This window comes from Prochlorococcus sp. MIT 0801, assembly GCF_000757865.1.
Classification (GTDB): domain Bacteria; phylum Cyanobacteriota; class Cyanobacteriia; order PCC-6307; family Cyanobiaceae; genus Prochlorococcus_B.
In genome coordinates this window covers 695,364-713,466 of record NZ_CP007754.1, presented here as the reverse complement: position 1 = coordinate 713,466, position 18,103 = coordinate 695,364, and the positions used below count along the sequence as shown (strand labels likewise).

The window sequence follows — 18,103 nt, the reverse complement described above, 5'->3', positions numbered from 1 at the left end:
TAATAAACCATCAAAAAATTTATACCCTCACAACTGTGAATAAAGACAACCACCATATTAAAGTCTCTCTAACTAACAACCCATACGAAATAGTTATTGGAAAAAATAGTCTTGAAAGCATAGGAGATGAGCTATTTAATATTGGTTTTAGGGAAGGGCTAAAAATATTAGTCGTATCCAACAAGGAAGTCTCTGATCACTATGGTGATTGCATAATTAAAAGTTTGATTAAAAGTAAATTCAAAGCAAAGCTTTTAATAATAAAAGCTGGAGAAGATCAAAAAAATCAATCTTCTATAGATTTAATCCACAATGCGGCATATGAAGCGAGGTTAGAGAGAGGATCATTAATGATTGCACTTGGAGGTGGCGTGATTGGAGATATGACAGGCTTTGCAGCTGCTACATGGTTGCGTGGAATAAATGTAGTCCAAATCCCCACAACATTACTTGCCATGGTTGATGCTTCTATTGGTGGTAAAACAGGCATAAATCATTCGAAAGGTAAAAATCTTATAGGTGCTTTTCATCAACCTAGATTGGTTTTAATAGACCCTAAAACATTATTTACTCTCCCATCACGAGAGTTTAAAGCAGGTATGGCTGAAATAATAAAATACGGAGTTATATCAGACTTAGAACTATTCGATCTTCTAGAAAGGCAAGAAAATATTGCTGATCTTTCAAACATAAAAGAAAAACTACTAATAGAGATAATTAAGCGTTCTGCTAAATCTAAGGCAGAAATTGTTATAAAAGATGAGATGGAAAGTGGAATTAGAGCATTTTTAAATTATGGTCACACATTTGGCCACGTAATAGAAAATCTTTGCGGTTATGGGAAATGGCTTCATGGTGAGGCCGTAGCAATGGGTATGGTTGCAGTTGGTCAGTTAGCGGTACAGAGGGGACTTTGGAAAGAGGATGACGCGAAAAGGCAGAAACGATTAATAGAGAAAGCAGGCTTACCCTCTAATTGGCCCAAGCTTGAGATAGAAAGTGTTCTATGCTCACTTCAAGGAGACAAAAAAGTTAAGAACGGCAAGGTAAGTTTCGTTATGCCCTTAAAAATTGGTGATGTAAAATTATTTAATAACATTTCTAATGAAGAAATACGTGAATGCTTGCAAAAAATCAGTTAATTGGCTCTTCAAGAAAACGGTTTCCTAAAATCAACTCATCACTATTATCCTTCTGAAAAGCCAACCACCTAAAGTCCCCCAGTCCCATTGGATCAACTAGCCTCAATAATGACTCTCTACGATTTAATGCCGATGAGAGATCATTATTATTAGTATTTTGAAGAGAATAAAGAAAATTTGAAAGTCCTAATGCCAAGAGAGCTTGTCCCTGCCTGGTTTCACCCATAAACTTCCATCCGTTAAACAGAGCATAATTAATGGTTGATTCGATACATAGATGAGCTGTCAAATCACAAAAGCCAGCATCTTTTAAAACATTAGAGTTTGCCACATGATTTCTATAGGAAATAAGAGTACCGTCTTTTCTCATTGCGTTGTAGTAGCGCTTCGATTCCATCGCATAGTCGACAACTAATAATGAGCCATCAATTAAAACCTTAGACAATTTTCTAAACCAACTCGGGATATCACAATGCCATTCGGTGACCCATCTATTACAAATATCCTTTGGTGGAAACTCAATTTTCAAAAGGGTATTAGATTCTTTCAAAAATTTAACAATCCTCGAAGTAGGCTTGAGGTCAACAAACTCCAAAAAATATTCATCATTCATTTTTTTTAAAGCAACTCCCTGCCTAAAAACTTTATTGTCACTAAAAACCAATCTCTCTACTGGGAATGCATCCAAAACTTCATTAGCAATTACGACACCAGTTACTGGTCTTAAGATAAGATCTTCGATACTGCTCCAGCGATAATTTATCCCCTCCAAATTATTAACTACTTTTTCTTGTCGTCTTCTCATCCCTACATTTAATTCAACTAATACAAGCTCAATTTTACTGATTAAATCAGGTTCGATTTCAGCGATAGCCACTATCAAGTCTCTTGATAAAGTCCCTTCTCCTGGACCAACCTCAACAATAGATAACAATTTCGAATCAATTCCTGATTTTTCCATATCAAGAAGCCAATCAACTACTTGAATAGCTAATAAACGTGCAAAATCATTATTCAAAGATGGTGAAGTACAAAAGTCTCCATTCTTACCAATAGTCAATTTTCCAGTTGAATAAAATCCATTATCTGGATCATTTAATACTAAATCCATATATCTGTAGAAACTAATTGAACCGCCACTATCTCCAATGCGATCAACTAACCATTGAGGACATCTCGCGGTCGGGTCAATCATGATGGAGAATACCTTCAGAGAAAATCAAGCACATGCTTAAGAAATCATTTAATAGAGCCATGATTTTTTGTCTGGGACTATTGATTATGTTTTCAATGGGCGGAAACGCATTTGCATACGATAATCCTGAACTATTACCAAAAGAACAAACACCCATAATCGATCTCGCAAAAACTCTTAGTGAGAAACAAAGATTAGACTTGGAGAACTCACTAAATTCTTATGAACAAGAAACTGGGTGGAAAATAAGGGTTTTGTCGCAATATGAGAAAACTCCTGGTTTAGCAGTGAAGGACTATTGGAATCTTGATGAGACAAGTTTACTCATAATCGCTGATCCAAGAGGTGGAAATTTACTCAGTTTTAATGTTGGAGATGCATACTTTGCACTCATGCCCAGAATATTTTGGGTGGAATTACAAACTAGGTTTGGAAACCAATTTTATGTAAGAGATAATGGAGAGGACGGTGCAATCTTAGCTTCAATACAAGCAGTGGAGACCTGCTTAGACCGTGGTGGTTGTGAAGTTGTACCCGGCTTACCCCAAGAACAATGGCAATGGACTTTATTGACCTCTTTGTTGGGAGGGATAATTGCAGGTTTCGCAGCTTCTCCAAGAAAAGAAAATGAATCATTTTCAATAGGATGGCTTTTGCTCCTTTCTCCACTTTGGATAATGCTATTTGGAATTTTTGGCATTGCTCCTGTTGTAACAAGAACTAATGACATTTTGCCTTTAATGAGAAATATTTTGGGATTTATAGGCTCTGCAATTGGTGCTTATTTGATCGCAGAAAGAAAATTTAAGGATCCTGATTTAAACAAGCAAAGTTAAAGTCAAATGGATCTGAAGAAAATAGAAATATAGTGAAAACTAGTTTTCTTGGTTTAATAAAATCTCTTTATATGCAATTGATGCATCCTTCCTAAACCATCTGTGGGATACATGAATAAGCTTGTTATTAGAGAACTCAACCCAAGATAAATGACACAAATTCTCACCTGCAGAATCAATACCTCTTCTTGGAACACACGCTGCATTTAAATATGAAGTCCCCCATAAATCTTGAGCAAAAGTTTTTCTAGTTCGATTCCCCCCAATTCTTAATTGATGATGAGTGTGGCCAAAAACGACTAATTCTGGAACTCTAAATTTACGAATTTGATCAATTGCGATACCAAGATCTTTGTCCCCCCAATCCATTGAGGGCAATTTCCAATCTCTGCCACAAAGGCTTGAAGCCTCTGATCCAAGACCTACTGGTCCAGAATGAGCAAGTATTAATAAAGGAAAATCTAATGGTGCAGACTTAGCCGCAGAAACAATCCTAAAGACAGATTCATCAAGGCTGACCTCCCCGAATACAGATTTAACTTCTGGTGTTAAGAAAAACCCTCCCCCACCACTGCAAGGTCTAGCTCCAACGACAGAAAGTTCTTTTAATGCCCATTTCGATAAATTCCATGAACAATTCTTTTCACCTAACAAATCCAACTGTGCTTGTAAAACATTCCCAGATCCGTCTCTACCTCTATCATGATTTCCCAGTACTACAGAAGTGGGTATAGAAATTTTATTTATTCCCCGAACAATTCTTAAATCGCCATCTGACAAGTCACCAACAAATAAAACACCATCAGGATTCAGTTCCAAAAGCAGATCTAGATCATCCTGACTCCATGAGCCATGTAAATCCCCAGCGATAGCAATTCGGATATCTGTCAGATTTTTTTGGAAATTACCCTCTATACTGCCCCAACACATTGAATTGGAAACTAATTACTACTGTTTCCTATTACAAGACTGATACATCAGTCTCAAATAAAAGCAAAAATCTCATTGATGAGATCAATTTTTTGCGTAAAAAAAGAAACGCTATAATTCTTGCTCATTACTACCAAGAGCCTGCGATACAGGATATTGCAGATTTTATTGGAGATTCTCTTGAGTTATCCAGAAAAGCTTCTGAAACAAATGCAGACGTCATTGTTTTTTGTGGAGTTCATTTCATGGCTGAGACAGCAAAGATCTTGAGTCCAAAGAAGACTGTTCTTCTTCCTGATTTTGATGCTGGATGCACACTCGCAGATGATTGCCAACCTGATGACTTCCAAAAATTCTTAGACAAGCATCCTGATCATTTTGCTATTAGCTATGTAAATTGCAGTGCAGCGGTGAAGGCAAAAAGTGACCTAATTTGTACTAGTAGTAATGCCGTTGATCTGGTAAACAAATTACCCAAAGATTTACCTATTTTATTTGCACCAGATAGAAATCTTGGCAGATGGGTTGAACGTCAAAGTGGCAGAAAATTAACCTTGTGGCCAGGCAGATGTCTCGTCCATGAAACTTTTAATGAAGAATCGCTTATAAAATTAAAAATCAAAAATCCAACCGCTGAAGTTCTTGCCCATCCTGAATGTCAAGAGAATCTTTTAGATTTAGCAGATTTCATTGGTTCAACAAGCAAATTGCTGGACTATTCTCAAAATAGTAAAAAAGATAAATTCATCGTGCTAACTGAGCCAGGCATAATTCATCAAATGAGAATAAAAGACCCTTTAAAGACATATATCGAAGTACCTGGACTAGATGGTTGTAGTTGTAATGAATGCCCATACATGAGAATGAATACCTTAGAAAAAGTATTAAATTGCCTAAAAGAAATGAATCCGGAGTTGCACATGGACGAACAAATTAGATCAATGGCCTATAAGCCACTGAAAAAAATGCTTGATATGAGTAATTGATTTCAAGAGTGAATTTATCTCTTTTTATTGTTGTTTTAGGGGGAAGAAGTCTAAAAAGTAATATAGAAATACACGATGTAAGATGGGTTTTAGGTGAAACAATAGAGGATACATTCCCTGAGCTTAGGAAACAATGGTTAGGGAAAAAAAGAGGACTCCATATTGATAGTTATAAGTGTATTAAATATATAGATGGCTATCAAATAATCATTTCTAAATCTAATAAAGATAATTTAAATTCACCCAAAATAGAAGACTTAAAACTTTGGTTTGTTAATCTAGGTGGGTACAATCCTAAAAAGATGTATGAAGAACATGAATTCAAACTAGTTGTCGCACAAAAAGCTATTGAGGCAAAGAAAAAAGCCAAAAAGAATTGGGAAACAACTTTAAAAAATAAACATAATGATGACTACTCAGATATAAATTATATTGAGCAGGTGGACGATTTGCATCCTATAAAAATAAAGAATTGGGTAATAAAGCTGATCCCAGACGTTCAGAAAAGAGACGAAAAAATCATTCCTGACTGGTATGGATATAGGAGAATTGACAAGTTAAGCTAGTTTTTCAGGGCATAACCCAAATTTGATTTCAAGGGGTTATAAGAATTTTTATTACTGCCAATTTTAAACTTTTTAAGTAATAACTTTTCAGCCGCAACATATTGACTATCTTTTAAAGTTCCTATATCTGAATTTGTTAATTTATTTCTTTCATTTAACAAAAGATCAACTCTAACATCTGGTTCTATGCCATTTTTATTAATATCTTTACCACTTGGTGTTAAATATTTTGCGACCGTAACTGTTAGACCTGAGCCATCAGAAAGAGACCTGACAGACTGAACTAGTCCCTTACCAAAAGTCTTTTTCCCAACCAATACTCCTCTTTTATTATCTTTAATTGCTCCAGAGAGAATCTCGCTAGCACTCGCAGATCCTTCATCGATTAAAACCACAACTGGTCTGTTAGTTAAGGCTCTACTTTTAGCTTTCCTAACATCAGTAATTCCATCTTTTGTTTTAGTACTAACAATAATTCCTGTATTTATCCATTGTCTCGCTATTTCAATACTTGCCTCAAGCAAACCACCAGGATTACTTCTAAGATCTAATACATAACCAAAAGGTTGTTGTTTTTCTAATTTATTAATCGATAAACTCATTTCTTTAGGAGATCTTGCATTGAATTGTTTTAACCTTACGTAACCAATTTTTGCTCCAGAAACTGTATTATTTATTCGACTATCAACTACATTAATTTCAATTCTATCTCGTATTAATGAGATATTTAATAACTCCTCGTCTCTAATAATACCTAGTTCAACCTTCGTTCCTTTTTTACCTCGAATAAGTTTAACAGTACTGTCTATGCTCAGACCTTCGACAGGCTTACCATCTATAGATACGATTATATCGTTCGGTTTGATTCCTGCGAGGAAGGCTGGAGTTCCCTCTATTGGTGATACAACAACAATTTGATTAGTAACTTCATCTAGAGAAATTTGAATACCTACTCCCATCAATTCACCCGTTGTATCTATTCTCATTTCATTGAATTCTTTAGGATCTAAAAATCTGGTATAAGGATCATCTAATTCTGTCAACATGTCCTTAATGGCAATATATGCTTCGTCATTATCAAAATATTTAGTTGATAGTATTTCCTTTCTTAATTTAATCCAATCTTCTGGCTTATATTTCCCTGAATAGTCCAAAAAATCGCGATATATAATTTGCCATACCTGATCAATAATCTCCTTTGGATTGTTAGTAATCAAAGTAGAGGAATTAGCCTGGAAAGAAAAAGAAGGTGAAGGGCAAATAGCTATAAGTAAACATATTTTTAAAAATCTCTTCAACATAATTATCAAATAACTTTTCTAATACTAAAACAATAAAAAAATATATTCTATTTTTAAGGATCTACCCATTTACCATCCTCTTTAATTAAATCAACCAATGCCTGAACACCTTCATCCTCAGGTACCCTCTTAATTTCATCTCTATTCCTATAAAGAGCAATGGTTCCAACGCCTTTCCCTACATAACCATAATCAGCATCTGCCATCTCTCCAGGCCCATTAACTATGCAACCCATTACAGCAATATCCAAACCCGTTAAATGTTGAGTAGCGTCTCTAACTCTTGCTACAACTTCCTCTAAATTAAATAATGTTCTACCACAACTAGGACAACTAATATATTCAACCATGGTTTTTCTCAAACCAACCGCTTGTAAAATTGAATATGCAACTGGTATTTCTTTTTCGGGTGCCTCTGTTAAAGAGACTCTAATGGTATCTCCAATACCTTCGGATAATAATGTGCCTATCCCTACTGTACTTTTAATTCTTCCATAATCCCCATCTCCCGCTTCCGTTACACCCAAATGCAGAGGATAATTAAATCCCTCTTTGTCCATTGTGTCAGCCATCATTCTATAAGCTGCAAGCATCACGGGAGCTCGAGAAGCCTTCATCGAAATTACAATATTATGAAAATCTAATGAATGACATATTCGAATAAATTCCATAGCTGATTCAACCATTCCAAATGGAGTATCTCCATAAGCAAATAACATTCTTTCAGACAAAGAGCCATGATTAACGCCTATTCTGAGTGCCTTATTTTGCTCTTTAAGAGTATTAACAATTGGTTGGAATTTTTGTATGATCTTCTCTTTAATTGCATCAATTTCATCTTTAGTAAATTCAGTTCTATTGGGATCAGGTTTTTCAAAAACGAATAATCCAGGGTTGATACGAACTTTATCTACATGCTTAGCTACTTCTAAAGCTATTTTCATTCCATTATGGTGAACATCCGCTACCAAAGGAACTGGTTGATAAGTGCTAGCTAGAAGTTTCTTGATTTCCCCCACAGCTTTTGCACTTGCAAGAGTTGGAACTGTTAATCTGACAATCTCACATCCAACTTCATGCAATCTCCTTATTGCGGCCGTTGCCCCCTGGATATCCATCGTATCTTCATTAATCATTGATTGAACACGCACTGGATTATCTCCACCGATGCCAATATCACCGACCATTACTGGCCTAGTATCTCTACGAATAATTCTGGTGCTATATCGCTGAGAGAGATTATTTCCTTCCATATTCTTTGCCAGGGTCGCAATCATGAGTTAACAATTGAGCCTCTTTAATAAATAAGGATGACATATTTAAGGGCTATTATAAAAAATCAATTTTTTCCTTAATTTTTAAAAAATCAGATTTAGTCAGACTCATTGGTTTTCCTTCCTCTTTAGATGGATTCCTAATTAAATAAGATGGATGGAAGACAGGCATTACAAGTTTGCCCTCCCAATTAATCCATTCACCCCTGAGGATACTAATACGAGACTTAATTTTCAAAATAGCTTCTAATGCTGTTGCTCCAACTAGGACTATTACTCTGGGGTTTACAAGTTTTATTTGTTGATACAACCAAGGAAGATTTTCTTGTATTTCAATCTTTGTTGGGCGTCTATTTTGGGGTGGTCTACATTTGACCACGTTGCAAAAATAAACATCTTTGTTAATGTCAATTCCAGCATTTTGAAGCAATTTATCAAGTAATTTTCCAGACCTTCCTACAAAAGGCTCTCCTATCTCCTCCTCCTTTGCTCCTGGAGCTTCTCCAATAATCATTAACTTAGCGAAAGGGTTACCCCTGGATACAACGATTTTGTTTATGGAATTGCTTAAATTACAAACTTCAGAAAAGTCTTTATCAGACGCGCTATTTTTATTCACATCAGAGCATCCAAATCTGATCCTTTTGAGAGGTACGGAACTAAAATCAAGAATTTATTACCTTCTGGATCAAGAATCCATTGCTCAGCCCCAAAGTTTGCCAATTTTGGTATACCCATAACACTACCTCCTATTTTTAATATCTCAGAAATCCACCTTTCAATCATTTTTGATGGATCTTCAGAAGGTTCACCTTGAAAACACAATGAGGTTGAATTTCCTTTCCTTTGCCATTCATGATTCTCATTAGGTCGATAAAAATGTATTTTGGATCGATTATTTATTGAAATAAAATAATGAGTTGCATTTAAACCTTTATTTGCCTTGTCAGAGTTGACCTTGGCATAAAAATCAGACAATTCTTTAGGGTTTTCAGAAGCAATTACAAAGTTTATGTTCATCAAAGGCATGCAAGTATCTGATTAAGTAGTAAGTTTGTAATTAGATCAATTCACTTTAAAAGTGAATCTAAGAAAAACATTTTGAAGTTATGCTTCGAAGATGACTGAAAAATCACAGATATCTAAAAGAGCTCTCTCAATAAAACCTTCTCTAACTCTTGAGATCAGCGCAAAAGCTAAGGCTTTAAAAGCTGAAGGAAAAAACATTTGTAGTTTAAGCGCTGGAGAACCTGATTTCGATACCCCAGAATTTATTATCGAAGCCACTCTAAAAGCATTAAAAGATGGAAAAACTCGTTATGGACCTGCTGCTGGAGATCCAGAATTAAGAGAAGCCATTGCCCAAAAGCAATCAAATATTAATAAAGTTCCCACAAACACAGACAATGTTTTGGTAACAAATGGAGGGAAACAAGCAATATACAATTTATTTCAAGTAGTTTTAAATCCTGGAGATGAAGTTCTCATACCTTCACCATATTGGCTTAGTTATCCAGAGATAACCCTTTTAGCTGGTGCCAAGCCAATTAAAATTAAATCTTCAACTAAAGATAATTTCAAAATAGATATCAATTCTCTAGAAGAAAACGTAACTGAAAAAACAAGGTTATTAATTATCAACTCTCCCAGCAACCCAACAGGCTGCGTTTTAACAGAGCAAGAAATGAATACTATTTCTGAATTTTTAAGAAGACATCCAAGAATTTTTTTAATGAGTGATGAAATTTATGAATTTCTTATTTCTCCAAATCAAGTTCATCACAGTTTCGCAAAAATAGCACCAGATTTAAAAAATAGAATTTTTACAGTCAACGGTTTTGCCAAGGCTTGGGCAATGACTGGCTGGAGGATTGGATACCTAACAGGAAATACAGAGGTAATAAAGAAAGCCATTGCTTTACAAAGTCAAAGTACAAGCAATGTATGCAGTTTTGCTCAAAAAGGAGCTATTGCCGCACTTCAGGGCTCAAAAGATTGCGTTCATGAAATGGCAGAAATTTATAACAAAAGGAGATTATTGATAACAGAAAGACTAAAAAAAATAAAAAATATTTCTTTTGTCCCTCCTAGTGGAGCTTTCTATGTTTTCCCAGAAATTAATCTAGAGGATATCGATTCAATAAGTTTCTGTAAATTGGCACTAGAAAAGGTTGGCCTAGCAATAGTTCCAGGTATTGCTTTCGGTGATGACAAATGCATAAGAATCTCATATGCATCTTCAAATAAAATGATCAACGATGGAGTTGATAGGTTAGAAAAACTCTTAAATTATTTTTAAATCAAAAAAAATGCGTCAAGCATCAAAATTAATCAAGTTCACTAAAATAGCTATTGCTCTTTTATCAATATTTAATTTATCTAATATTTGTTCATTAAAAGCAGAGGAAGTACTTCGCATTGGGGCGATACCAGATCAAAACCCAGAGCACCTGAATCGTCTATATAAACTATTATCCTCTGAATTAAGCGAGCAGCTCAATGTTCAAGTTCGTTATAAACCAGTTACTAATTATGCTGCAGCTGTAACAGCTTTTAGGACCGGGAATTTAGATTTAGTATGGTTCGGTGCTTTAACAGGTATACAAGCAAGACTTCAAATTAAAGGATCCAAGGTAATAGCACAAAGAGATATTGATGAAAAATTCCATAGTATTTTTATTGCAAACAAGAAAAGTTCAATCCAAAAGATAAATAACATAAACGACTTAAAAACACTAAAAGGTAAGCGTTTTACTTTTGGCTCTGAAAGTTCAACATCAGGAAGATTGATGCCACAATATTTTTTAAACAAAGCAGGTGTTCAACTTAAAGATTTCAAAGGTGCAAGCCCAGGTTTTAGTGGTAGCCACGATTCAACATTAATGCTTGTGCAAAGTGGTTCATATGAGGCAGGTGCTCTTAGCGAAGAAGTATGGAAGAGAAATCTTGAGATAGGACGCGCGGACCCCTCTAAAGTCTTTGTGATTTGGAAGACTCCTTCTTATCATAATTATCATTGGCTTGCTCAAGGAAACCTAGATAAAAAGTTCAGAAAAGGTTTTACGAAAGAACTTACAAATGTATTTTTAAGTTTCAATGAAAAGTCAAAAAAACAAAAACAAGTTCTCGAATTATTTAGCGCAAAGAAATTTATAATATCAACAAACGAGAATTATAATAAAATAGAAAAGGTAGGTAGGAAAATTGGAAAGATTAAGTGACTAAGTTACTAGAATTAAAAAATATAAGCCATAGCAGTAAAGAAATTATTAGAGTACAAGATATTAATTTAACAATAAATCAAGGCGAGAAAATAGCGCTTATTGGCAAAAGTGGCTCTGGCAAAAGTACATTAATATCGATCGCTAATGGATCACTAATCCCAAACGAAGGGGATGTATTATGGAAAGGTTCTCACATTAACAATATTTCAAATATTGAGTCGTCAAAAATAGGAACTATATGGCAGGATTTATCTTTGATAGAAGAGCTAAATGTCGCTCAGAATATAAACTGCGGTGCACTAGGTAAACACAATTTCATTTGGGCTTTAAAAAATCTTCTAGGAGTCTTAGATAAAGGTTTATGCCAAGAATGCCTAGAAGCAGTCTCTCTTCCTAAAAAAACTATTTATTCCTATATAAATAAACTTTCTGGTGGGCAAAAAAAAAGAATAGCAATTGCACGTCTTTTGAGACAGGAGCCAGAGATTCTTCTAGGAGACGAACCTTTCTCAAATTTAGACCCTTTATTGTCAAAAAATATCTTAAATTTATTTATTAATCAAAAAAATTATCTTAGAATTAAAATCCCTGAGACAATACTTATAAGTCTTCATCAAATTAATTTAATAAATAATTTCAATAGAGTTATTGGGTTAAAAGATGGAGAGATTGTAATAGATAGAGAAATTCATAATATTAATAAATCAGAGTTTGATTGGATATTTTAATTCATAATGAAATTAATAAAACCAGTATCAACTTTATTAACATTAATCCCATCAATAGCCTACATTCCCATTCTAATAGAAATCATCAAAGGATTTCATATTGGGGGTCTAAATATCATATTTCTATTCATAAGCTCAGCAATAAAACCTTCGCTCAATGAAGAAGTAGTTAAAAGTGCATGGGAAGGACTTCAAATAACAATTTCTACTGCATTAACTAGCTGGGTTATAAGTATGCTTATTGGAATTCTTTTAGGTGTACTTTCTACAGATTTATTTTGGAAAAGTATTCCTAAGTTTTCTTATTTAGGTAAATTCATAAAATACTCATTAGCAATTCCAAGATCAATACATGAAGTAGTCTGGGGCCTGCTATTTATACAAATTTTAGGTTTGAATATTTGGGTGGCAATTATATCTATAGTCATTCCCTATTCAGCTTTAACAGCAAGAGTAATTTCAGAGCAACTAGATAGTTTTGACATACAACCTCTAATAGCAGTTAAGAAAACCGGATCTGATTTTATGAGCTCATTTATAACAATTCTAATACCAAAGTTAATACCTATCGTATCTACATATGGAAGTTACAGGTTTGAATGTGCAATTAGAAGTGTAACATTACTTGGAATATTTGGATTAGGAGGTATAGGAACAGAACTATATTTAACTTTAAAATCCTTTGAGTTCAATGAAATGTGGACTTGTTTGTGGATGCTTTGGTTAATTATGATTTTATTAGAGAATTTTATAAGATATTTAAGATGTTATCTATCTGATAATATTAGTTTGAAAAATTCTTTCTTAATTTCAATATCAATATTCTCACTATCTCTATCGTTAGGTATTAGTTGGCTTTATAATCTAAATTTTGAGATATTTACTCCATTAAACTTTTCGTATTTAAATTTACCTTCACTCGTAGAGATAAGAAATGGATTTAATACCTTACCTCTTTTTAAACTAATCATTACAACAATTTTAATAACTTTTTTCGCGTCTGGGATTGCAATAGGGACACCTCCTCTTTTACTAGTATTATTCCCAGGTAAATTCCCTCTAAGAGTTCAGAATCTTATTTGGATATTCTTTAGATTGATACCTCCTCCATTGACCACTATACTTATTCTTCTTTTTACTAATCCTAATATATCTGTAGCCGCATTATCACTAGGAATTACACATATGGGTGTAATGGGAAGATTACTTACAGATAACATACTAAATCAAGAAAAAAGTATTTATCGAGCAATTAAAAGCAATGGTTCAAGCAAGAAATCAGCAACACTTTATGGAATATTAGCCCCCCAAAGTAATAGTTACTTAGCTTATGGAGCATATAGAATTGACGTAATTCTAAAGGAAACAGCAATTATAGGTGCAGTCGGAGGAGTAGGATTGGGGTGGCAATTACAGGAATCACTAAGCTCATTCAATTGGGCACAAGTCTTGATAATAACTGCTACTTTCTCTTTATTAACAATGTCAGGAGAATTTTTATTTAACACTTCTCAAAATTATTGGTTAAAGAATTCAACTAACAATTTCATTAGTTAGTTATTTTATTCAACATATCTACTTATGAATAAATATCAGAAAAAATTAATCATAATTGGAGATAGTGGGGTTTATGGATGGGGAGATCTAGAGGGAGGGGGATGGTCTGAGAGATTAAGACAAAACTGGTTAAATTTAGATGGAGCACCCATCATTTATTCCCTTGGAGTAAGAGGAGATGGATTAGAGAAAGTTGCTATAAGATATAAGAATGAGTGGGCAACAAGGGGAGAGTTAAGGAGAAAAGTTCCTGAAGGTATTTTGCTATCAATTGGATTAAACGATACAGCTAGAATTGGGAGAAAAGATGGCAGGCCCCAACTTTCCGAAGATGCTTTTAAATTTGGCTTAAAACAATTAGTAAACGAAATTAAGAATGAAGTACATATAATGGTTCTTGGATTAACACCTGTTAATGAAGACTCAATGCCTTTTGCAGAATGTCTTTGGTATTCAAATCAAGCTTGTTCTAAATATGAAAATAAAATTGAAGAAACTTGCTTAGAATTAAATGTTCCGTTTTTATCTATCCATGAGAAAATGATCAACCTATTATCATTTAAAGAATTACTCTCATCAGATGGAATACATCTAAATACTAAGGGTCATAAATGGATTTATGACCAAATTAGCGAATGGCCAGCACTGAAGAATTGGGCTGATTTAAAATAAACATTTCAAACAAACTTCAAATATAAAAAGATAGAAATAATAGCGGCTATAGATGTCTGGATAGAATTAACTAATTCATTAGTCATCCAATCAATCTTATTTTGAACTAGTGCTCCTATATAACTTTCCAAAAAAGTTGCTAAATAACCAGAAAAGAAGACTATAAAAGCAACAGATAGTCCAGAAATGATCGATAGATTAAGCATAAAAACAGTCATAATAAAACTTCCTAACAAACCAGCCATTGAACCTTCGATGCTTATTGCCCCCTCTGTTCCTGGTGATACCTGCTTTAAAGTAGTTATTAGAAAAGTTCTTTTACCAAATCTTTTGCCAATTTCACTTGAAAAAGTATCGGAAAGCTTTGCACTGAAACTAGAAGCAAAACCCACCATGAATAAATTTAAAAAATTTGGCCAAATGCAACTGAATAAGGCAAGTGAGCAACCTGTTGCTGCAGACCCCCAAACATTTTCAGGGCCGCGTTGACCACCTCTGGCTTCAGCAATACCTCGGGAAGCCTTATTTTTGTATCCAATTTTTGTAACTAACGTTCCCAATAATAGATATGAACAAACTGATATCCAACCATTCCAACCAATAGATCCTAATAAAAGTGTTCCTAGTATTCCAGCATGAATCCAACCTTTCTTAGTTAAAAAGGGAAGCCTTTGTCCCAAAAGTATCAATAAGAAATTAATCAAAAAAGCATTAATCCAAACACCGCCTTCAAAAGACAAGTTACCCATCGTTTCTACTCAGAATACCTATTTCTAAACAATAGACGTTTTTATGATCAAAAATATTCAATCTTAAAGGGATGATTTAAGTCTTCTCCATGAAGTCATTATTTGACAAGCACTTACTGCAGCTGTTGATGTCCTCAAAATAGTTTCGCCCATAGAAACCCCAACTAAGCCAGCTTCAAAAGCTAATTCCTCTTCATCTTTATTCCAGCCTCCCTCTGGTCCAATTACCACCCAAACTTGATTAACATCATGTGGTGTTTCTTTTACCCAAGTCACACAATCTTGCAAGTCTTGAATACGTGTTGCAGCAAATCCGACTTGAGTTCCCGAGGGCATATCATTTATCCAATTGGGAAATGTCAATACCTGCATTAATTCTGGACTCCAGAGTCTTTCAGATTGCTCAACAGCTTCATAAATAATTTTTTTATATCTAATAGTTTTCTCGCTATTGCTTTCTTTAACTACTGATCGTTTTGAGATTAATGGTTGAATAATATCAACTCCTATCTCACAACTCATTTGTAAAAAGTTTTCAAAACCCTTTTTAGGAATAACTATAGCAATTCCTATTAATGGTCTTTCTCTTGAAACGAATCGAAGAGGCTTATCAAAACCATTGGTAAGTTTTATAGTTTTTTTTTCAACAATTTTTGCGTTCCAAAGATGACCTTTTCCATCAATGACTTCTAAAAGATCTTCCGATCTCATCCTCATAACCCTGTGTAAATAATGGGATTCATTAGAGGTCAATTCCAACTCTCCATTTGAATCGATTTCATCTCTTAATCGATTTAGTTTTATAAATAATCTTCTTTTCTCAGCCATAGAAAATTAATCTGTTGAAGAAAAAATTGCATCTGGATGTTTCTCTACTGGCCAATCTTCATTAACTCCTCCGATAATTAGTTCCTCTATTTTCATAACATCAACATCCATTTGTTTTAGTACATTTATCAAAATATCAATTGCTATGAGGTCAGAAGTGCCTAAATCGACCCAGCATCTAGCCCAACACTCATTAAATTCAAATTCTCCAAGATTATGCATTAATGATGGCAGGCTAGAAGAGCTATCGTCATTTTCATAGCTCATCCAACTGACATCAGCACCCATTTCGTGCGTTTGTAAATTTTCAGAATTAAATCCCCCAAGTCGGCCTAGCACATACCAAGAATCAAAAATACCATCAATGTAATCTTTTTCTCCTTTACTTGGAACACCTGAATATCTAAGCCATATCCAACAATTGAAAGGATCAACTTCACGAAATCTAACTTCCATAAACAATAGATCTTGAAAAAGAAAAACTAAAAGATATCAAACATAATCTAATGTAAATTGATTAAAGAAAATAGAAAAATCATTATTTATTTGATCAAAGCCTCAATAAAAAAGAATGCTTAGTTTAAAAAATATTTATTACCATCCCTCGACAGCAGAGGAACCAATCCTAAGAGATTTGTGTTTAAAATCAAAGACTGGGAAAATCACAATTGTTAGAGGGGCAAGCGGAAGTGGAAAAACTACATTAGTAGAAATCATTAGCGGTCTATCCGGACATCAGAAAGGAGAGATAACATGGTTTAACAAACCTCTAAATGCACGTAAGCGCAGGTGGTTATGTGGATTAGTTTTTCAATTTCCAGAAAGATATTTTCTTGGATTATCCGTAGCTCAAGAATTACGTCTTGGGCACAAGAGGTTAACGACTGAAGAACAAATTTCAACTCTCACAAAAGTGGGGTTAATCAACTTAGATTTAAAGAAGCCGCCAGAATCTCTTAGTGGAGGGCAACAACGACGACTAGCTATTGCTGTTCAACTATTAAGGAGTCCAAAAGTACTTTTATTGGACGAGCCAACAGCTGGTTTAGATTGGTCAGTGAGAAACGGAATTATAGAATTACTCGCGAAGCTTAAAGACAATCAAACTATTCTAATAGTTACCCATGAACCCGAACTTTTTAAAAATTTGAATACCGACAATTACGAGTTGCAGAATGGTCAACTTATCCCTCAATAAACAATCCAACTAATCAATGACAGATTCACTAGTTAGAGCTACTGCTGCAAAAGGAGGGATCAGACTAGTCGCCGTATCAACAACTGAAGCCACAAAAGAAGCAAAAGAAAGACATTCTCTTTCATATTTAACTTCTGCAATTGTAGGTAGGGCTATGAGTGCAAGCCTTTTGCTAGCAAGCTCTATGAAGGTAAATCATGGAAGAGTGACTTTGAGGATAAGCTCAAATGGACCACTAAAAGGATTAACTATTGATGCGGGTAGAGATGGAAGTGTTAGAGGTTACGTTGGCGATCCAAGACTTGAATTAGACCTAATTAAAAATAAAAGCAATCACTATTCATTTGATTTTAAAAAAGCTACTGGTATTGGATATCTTCACGTTATTAGAGATGATGGGAAAGGCGAACCACACAACAGTACAGTTGAATTAATTAATGGAGGGATAGGTGAAGACATAGCTTCCTATTTATTACATTCTGAACAAACGCCCTCAGCTGTTTTTGTTGGAGAAAGAATTAATCAGGATGGAATAGTTTGTAGCGGAGGGCTTTTAGCACAAATACTACCGAAAGCAGAGCGAGACTATTCATTGATAGACTTACTTGAAGATCGATGTAAAGAGATTAATTCTTTTAGTGAGTTATTAAACAAAAAAGGGAATAACCTTATTTCTCTTATTGAAGAGATTTTTCCTGATCTTGATCAATCACCCTCAGATATTATTAGCACATCTCAGGAAGTTAGTTTTAAATGTAGATGCTCAAGAGAAAGAAGCATAACAGCGTTAAAGATTTTGGGGAAAGATGAACTTCAGAAAATGATAAAGGAGGACGGGAAAGCAGAACTAACATGTCAATTCTGCAAAAATGTTTATCTTGTTAAAGAGGACGAATTGATAACTTTGATCGATTAGA

At 34.4% G+C, this 18,103-nt stretch carries 20 protein-coding genes; 11 read left to right on the top strand and 9 right to left on the bottom strand.

Translation table 11 applies throughout. From position 1 onward, the window contains the following. The first annotated feature begins 35 nt into the window (after window positions 1–35). Window positions 36–1,142, top strand: coding sequence for a 3-dehydroquinate synthase (gene aroB, locus EW15_RS03695; RefSeq protein ID WP_038652053.1), 1,107 nt, complete (start codon window positions 36–38; stop codon window positions 1,140–1,142). Here aroB and EW15_RS03690 read toward each other — a convergent pair. Continuing rightward, the gene (locus EW15_RS03690; protein ID WP_038652051.1) at window positions 1,135–2,337 is read right to left on the bottom strand and encodes a class I SAM-dependent methyltransferase; all 1,203 of its coding nucleotides are present in this window, start codon (window positions 2,335–2,337) and stop codon (window positions 1,135–1,137) included. The two genes, aroB and EW15_RS03690, sit on opposite strands and share 8 nt — an antisense overlap. 86 nt (window positions 2,338–2,423) lie before the next feature. Between EW15_RS03690 and EW15_RS03685 the strand changes: the two genes are divergently transcribed. Then, the gene (locus tag EW15_RS03685) at window positions 2,424–3,173 is read left to right on the top strand and encodes a TPM domain-containing protein (RefSeq protein WP_038652049.1); all 750 of its coding nucleotides are present in this window, start codon (window positions 2,424–2,426) and stop codon (window positions 3,171–3,173) included. Between the two features lie 39 nt (window positions 3,174–3,212). Here the strand turns inward: EW15_RS03685 and EW15_RS03680 are convergent, their stop codons facing one another. After that, window positions 3,213–4,103: a TIGR04168 family protein gene (locus EW15_RS03680; RefSeq protein WP_038652047.1), complete on the bottom strand. Its 891-nt coding sequence runs from the start codon at window positions 4,101–4,103 to the stop codon at window positions 3,213–3,215. Here EW15_RS03680 and nadA point away from each other — a divergent pair. Next, on the top strand, window positions 4,103–5,089 hold the full coding sequence (gene nadA / locus EW15_RS03675) for a quinolinate synthase NadA (protein ID WP_038652045.1): 987 nt from the start codon (window positions 4,103–4,105) through the stop codon (window positions 5,087–5,089). The two genes, EW15_RS03680 and nadA, sit on opposite strands and share 1 nt — an antisense overlap. 8 nt (window positions 5,090–5,097) lie before the next feature. Beyond that, window positions 5,098–5,655, top strand: a complete 558-nt coding sequence (locus EW15_RS03670) for a DUF1543 domain-containing protein (protein ID WP_038655135.1) — start codon at window positions 5,098–5,100, stop codon at window positions 5,653–5,655. On the opposite strand, the gene EW15_RS03665 is transcribed toward EW15_RS03670, so the two are convergent. Genes EW15_RS03665 through EW15_RS03650 form a run of 4 tightly spaced genes read right to left on the bottom strand, consistent with a single transcriptional unit; the run spans window position 5,652 to window position 9,250 of the window. Continuing rightward, window positions 5,652–6,956, bottom strand: a complete 1,305-nt coding sequence (locus tag EW15_RS03665) for a S41 family peptidase (RefSeq protein WP_038652044.1) — start codon at window positions 6,954–6,956, stop codon at window positions 5,652–5,654. The two genes, EW15_RS03670 and EW15_RS03665, sit on opposite strands and share 4 nt — an antisense overlap. Window positions 6,957–7,009: 53 nt before the next feature. After that, window positions 7,010–8,233 (bottom strand): (E)-4-hydroxy-3-methylbut-2-enyl-diphosphate synthase, encoded by a 1,224-nt coding sequence (gene ispG / locus EW15_RS03660; RefSeq protein ID WP_038652042.1) that lies wholly within the window; start codon window positions 8,231–8,233, stop codon window positions 7,010–7,012. A 52-nt stretch (window positions 8,234–8,285) separates the two neighbouring features. Then, entirely contained in the window at window positions 8,286–8,849 is a 564-nt protein-coding gene (locus EW15_RS03655; protein ID WP_038652040.1) for a uracil-DNA glycosylase, read from the bottom strand. After that, a complete protein-coding gene (locus tag EW15_RS03650) occupies window positions 8,846–9,250 on the bottom strand; it encodes a VOC family protein (protein ID WP_225866600.1) in 405 nt (134 codons plus the stop codon). The genes EW15_RS03655 and EW15_RS03650 overlap by 4 nt, the downstream gene beginning before the upstream one ends. Before the next feature lie 100 nt (window positions 9,251–9,350). Here EW15_RS03650 and EW15_RS03645 point away from each other — a divergent pair, with 100 nt between their 5' ends. From EW15_RS03645 to EW15_RS03625, 5 genes are read left to right on the top strand one after another with little or no spacing between them, the layout of a single operon-like run. Next, on the top strand, window positions 9,351–10,529 hold the full coding sequence (locus EW15_RS03645) for a pyridoxal phosphate-dependent aminotransferase (RefSeq protein ID WP_038652037.1): 1,179 nt from the start codon (window positions 9,351–9,353) through the stop codon (window positions 10,527–10,529). 10 nt (window positions 10,530–10,539) lie between these two features. Then, a complete protein-coding gene (locus EW15_RS03640) occupies window positions 10,540–11,451 on the top strand; it encodes a putative selenate ABC transporter substrate-binding protein (protein WP_052041165.1) in 912 nt (303 codons plus the stop codon). Then, window positions 11,448–12,182: an ATP-binding cassette domain-containing protein gene (locus tag EW15_RS03635; protein ID WP_038652035.1), complete on the top strand. Its 735-nt coding sequence runs from the start codon at window positions 11,448–11,450 to the stop codon at window positions 12,180–12,182. Before EW15_RS03640 ends, EW15_RS03635 begins: the two co-directional genes overlap by 4 nt. Before the next feature lie 6 nt (window positions 12,183–12,188). Then, entirely contained in the window at window positions 12,189–13,739 is a 1,551-nt protein-coding gene (locus EW15_RS03630; RefSeq protein ID WP_038652033.1) for an ABC transporter permease, read from the top strand. Window positions 13,740–13,763: 24 nt separating this feature from the next. After that, complete coding sequence (locus tag EW15_RS03625) at window positions 13,764–14,411, top strand: GDSL-type esterase/lipase family protein (protein ID WP_038652031.1); 648 nt, start codon at window positions 13,764–13,766, stop codon at window positions 14,409–14,411. Between the two features lie 5 nt (window positions 14,412–14,416). Here EW15_RS03625 and EW15_RS03620 read toward each other — a convergent pair whose 3' ends face one another. From EW15_RS03620 to EW15_RS03610, 3 genes are all read right to left on the bottom strand, one after another. Beyond that, entirely contained in the window at window positions 14,417–15,160 is a 744-nt protein-coding gene (locus tag EW15_RS03620; protein ID WP_038652029.1) for a TIGR00297 family protein, read from the bottom strand. Between the two features lie 63 nt (window positions 15,161–15,223). Beyond that, window positions 15,224–15,988 carry a 16S rRNA (uracil(1498)-N(3))-methyltransferase gene (locus EW15_RS03615; protein WP_038652027.1) on the bottom strand — a complete coding sequence of 255 codons (765 nt, stop codon included), beginning with the start codon at window positions 15,986–15,988 and terminating at the stop codon, window positions 15,224–15,226. A gap of 6 nt (window positions 15,989–15,994) precedes the next feature. Beyond that, a complete protein-coding gene (locus EW15_RS03610; RefSeq protein WP_038652026.1) occupies window positions 15,995–16,444 on the bottom strand; it encodes a DUF3531 family protein in 450 nt (149 codons plus the stop codon). A gap of 115 nt (window positions 16,445–16,559) precedes the next feature. Between EW15_RS03610 and EW15_RS03605 the strand changes: the two genes are divergently transcribed. Together EW15_RS03605 and hslO are read left to right on the top strand one after the other, a co-directional pair. Further along, window positions 16,560–17,186: an ABC transporter ATP-binding protein gene (locus EW15_RS03605; protein WP_038652025.1), complete on the top strand. Its 627-nt coding sequence runs from the start codon at window positions 16,560–16,562 to the stop codon at window positions 17,184–17,186. Window positions 17,187–17,202: 16 nt separating this feature from the next. Next, on the top strand, window positions 17,203–18,102 hold the full coding sequence (gene hslO / locus EW15_RS03600) for an Hsp33 family molecular chaperone HslO (protein WP_038652023.1): 900 nt from the start codon (window positions 17,203–17,205) through the stop codon (window positions 18,100–18,102). Window position 18,103: the final 1 nt, after the last annotated feature.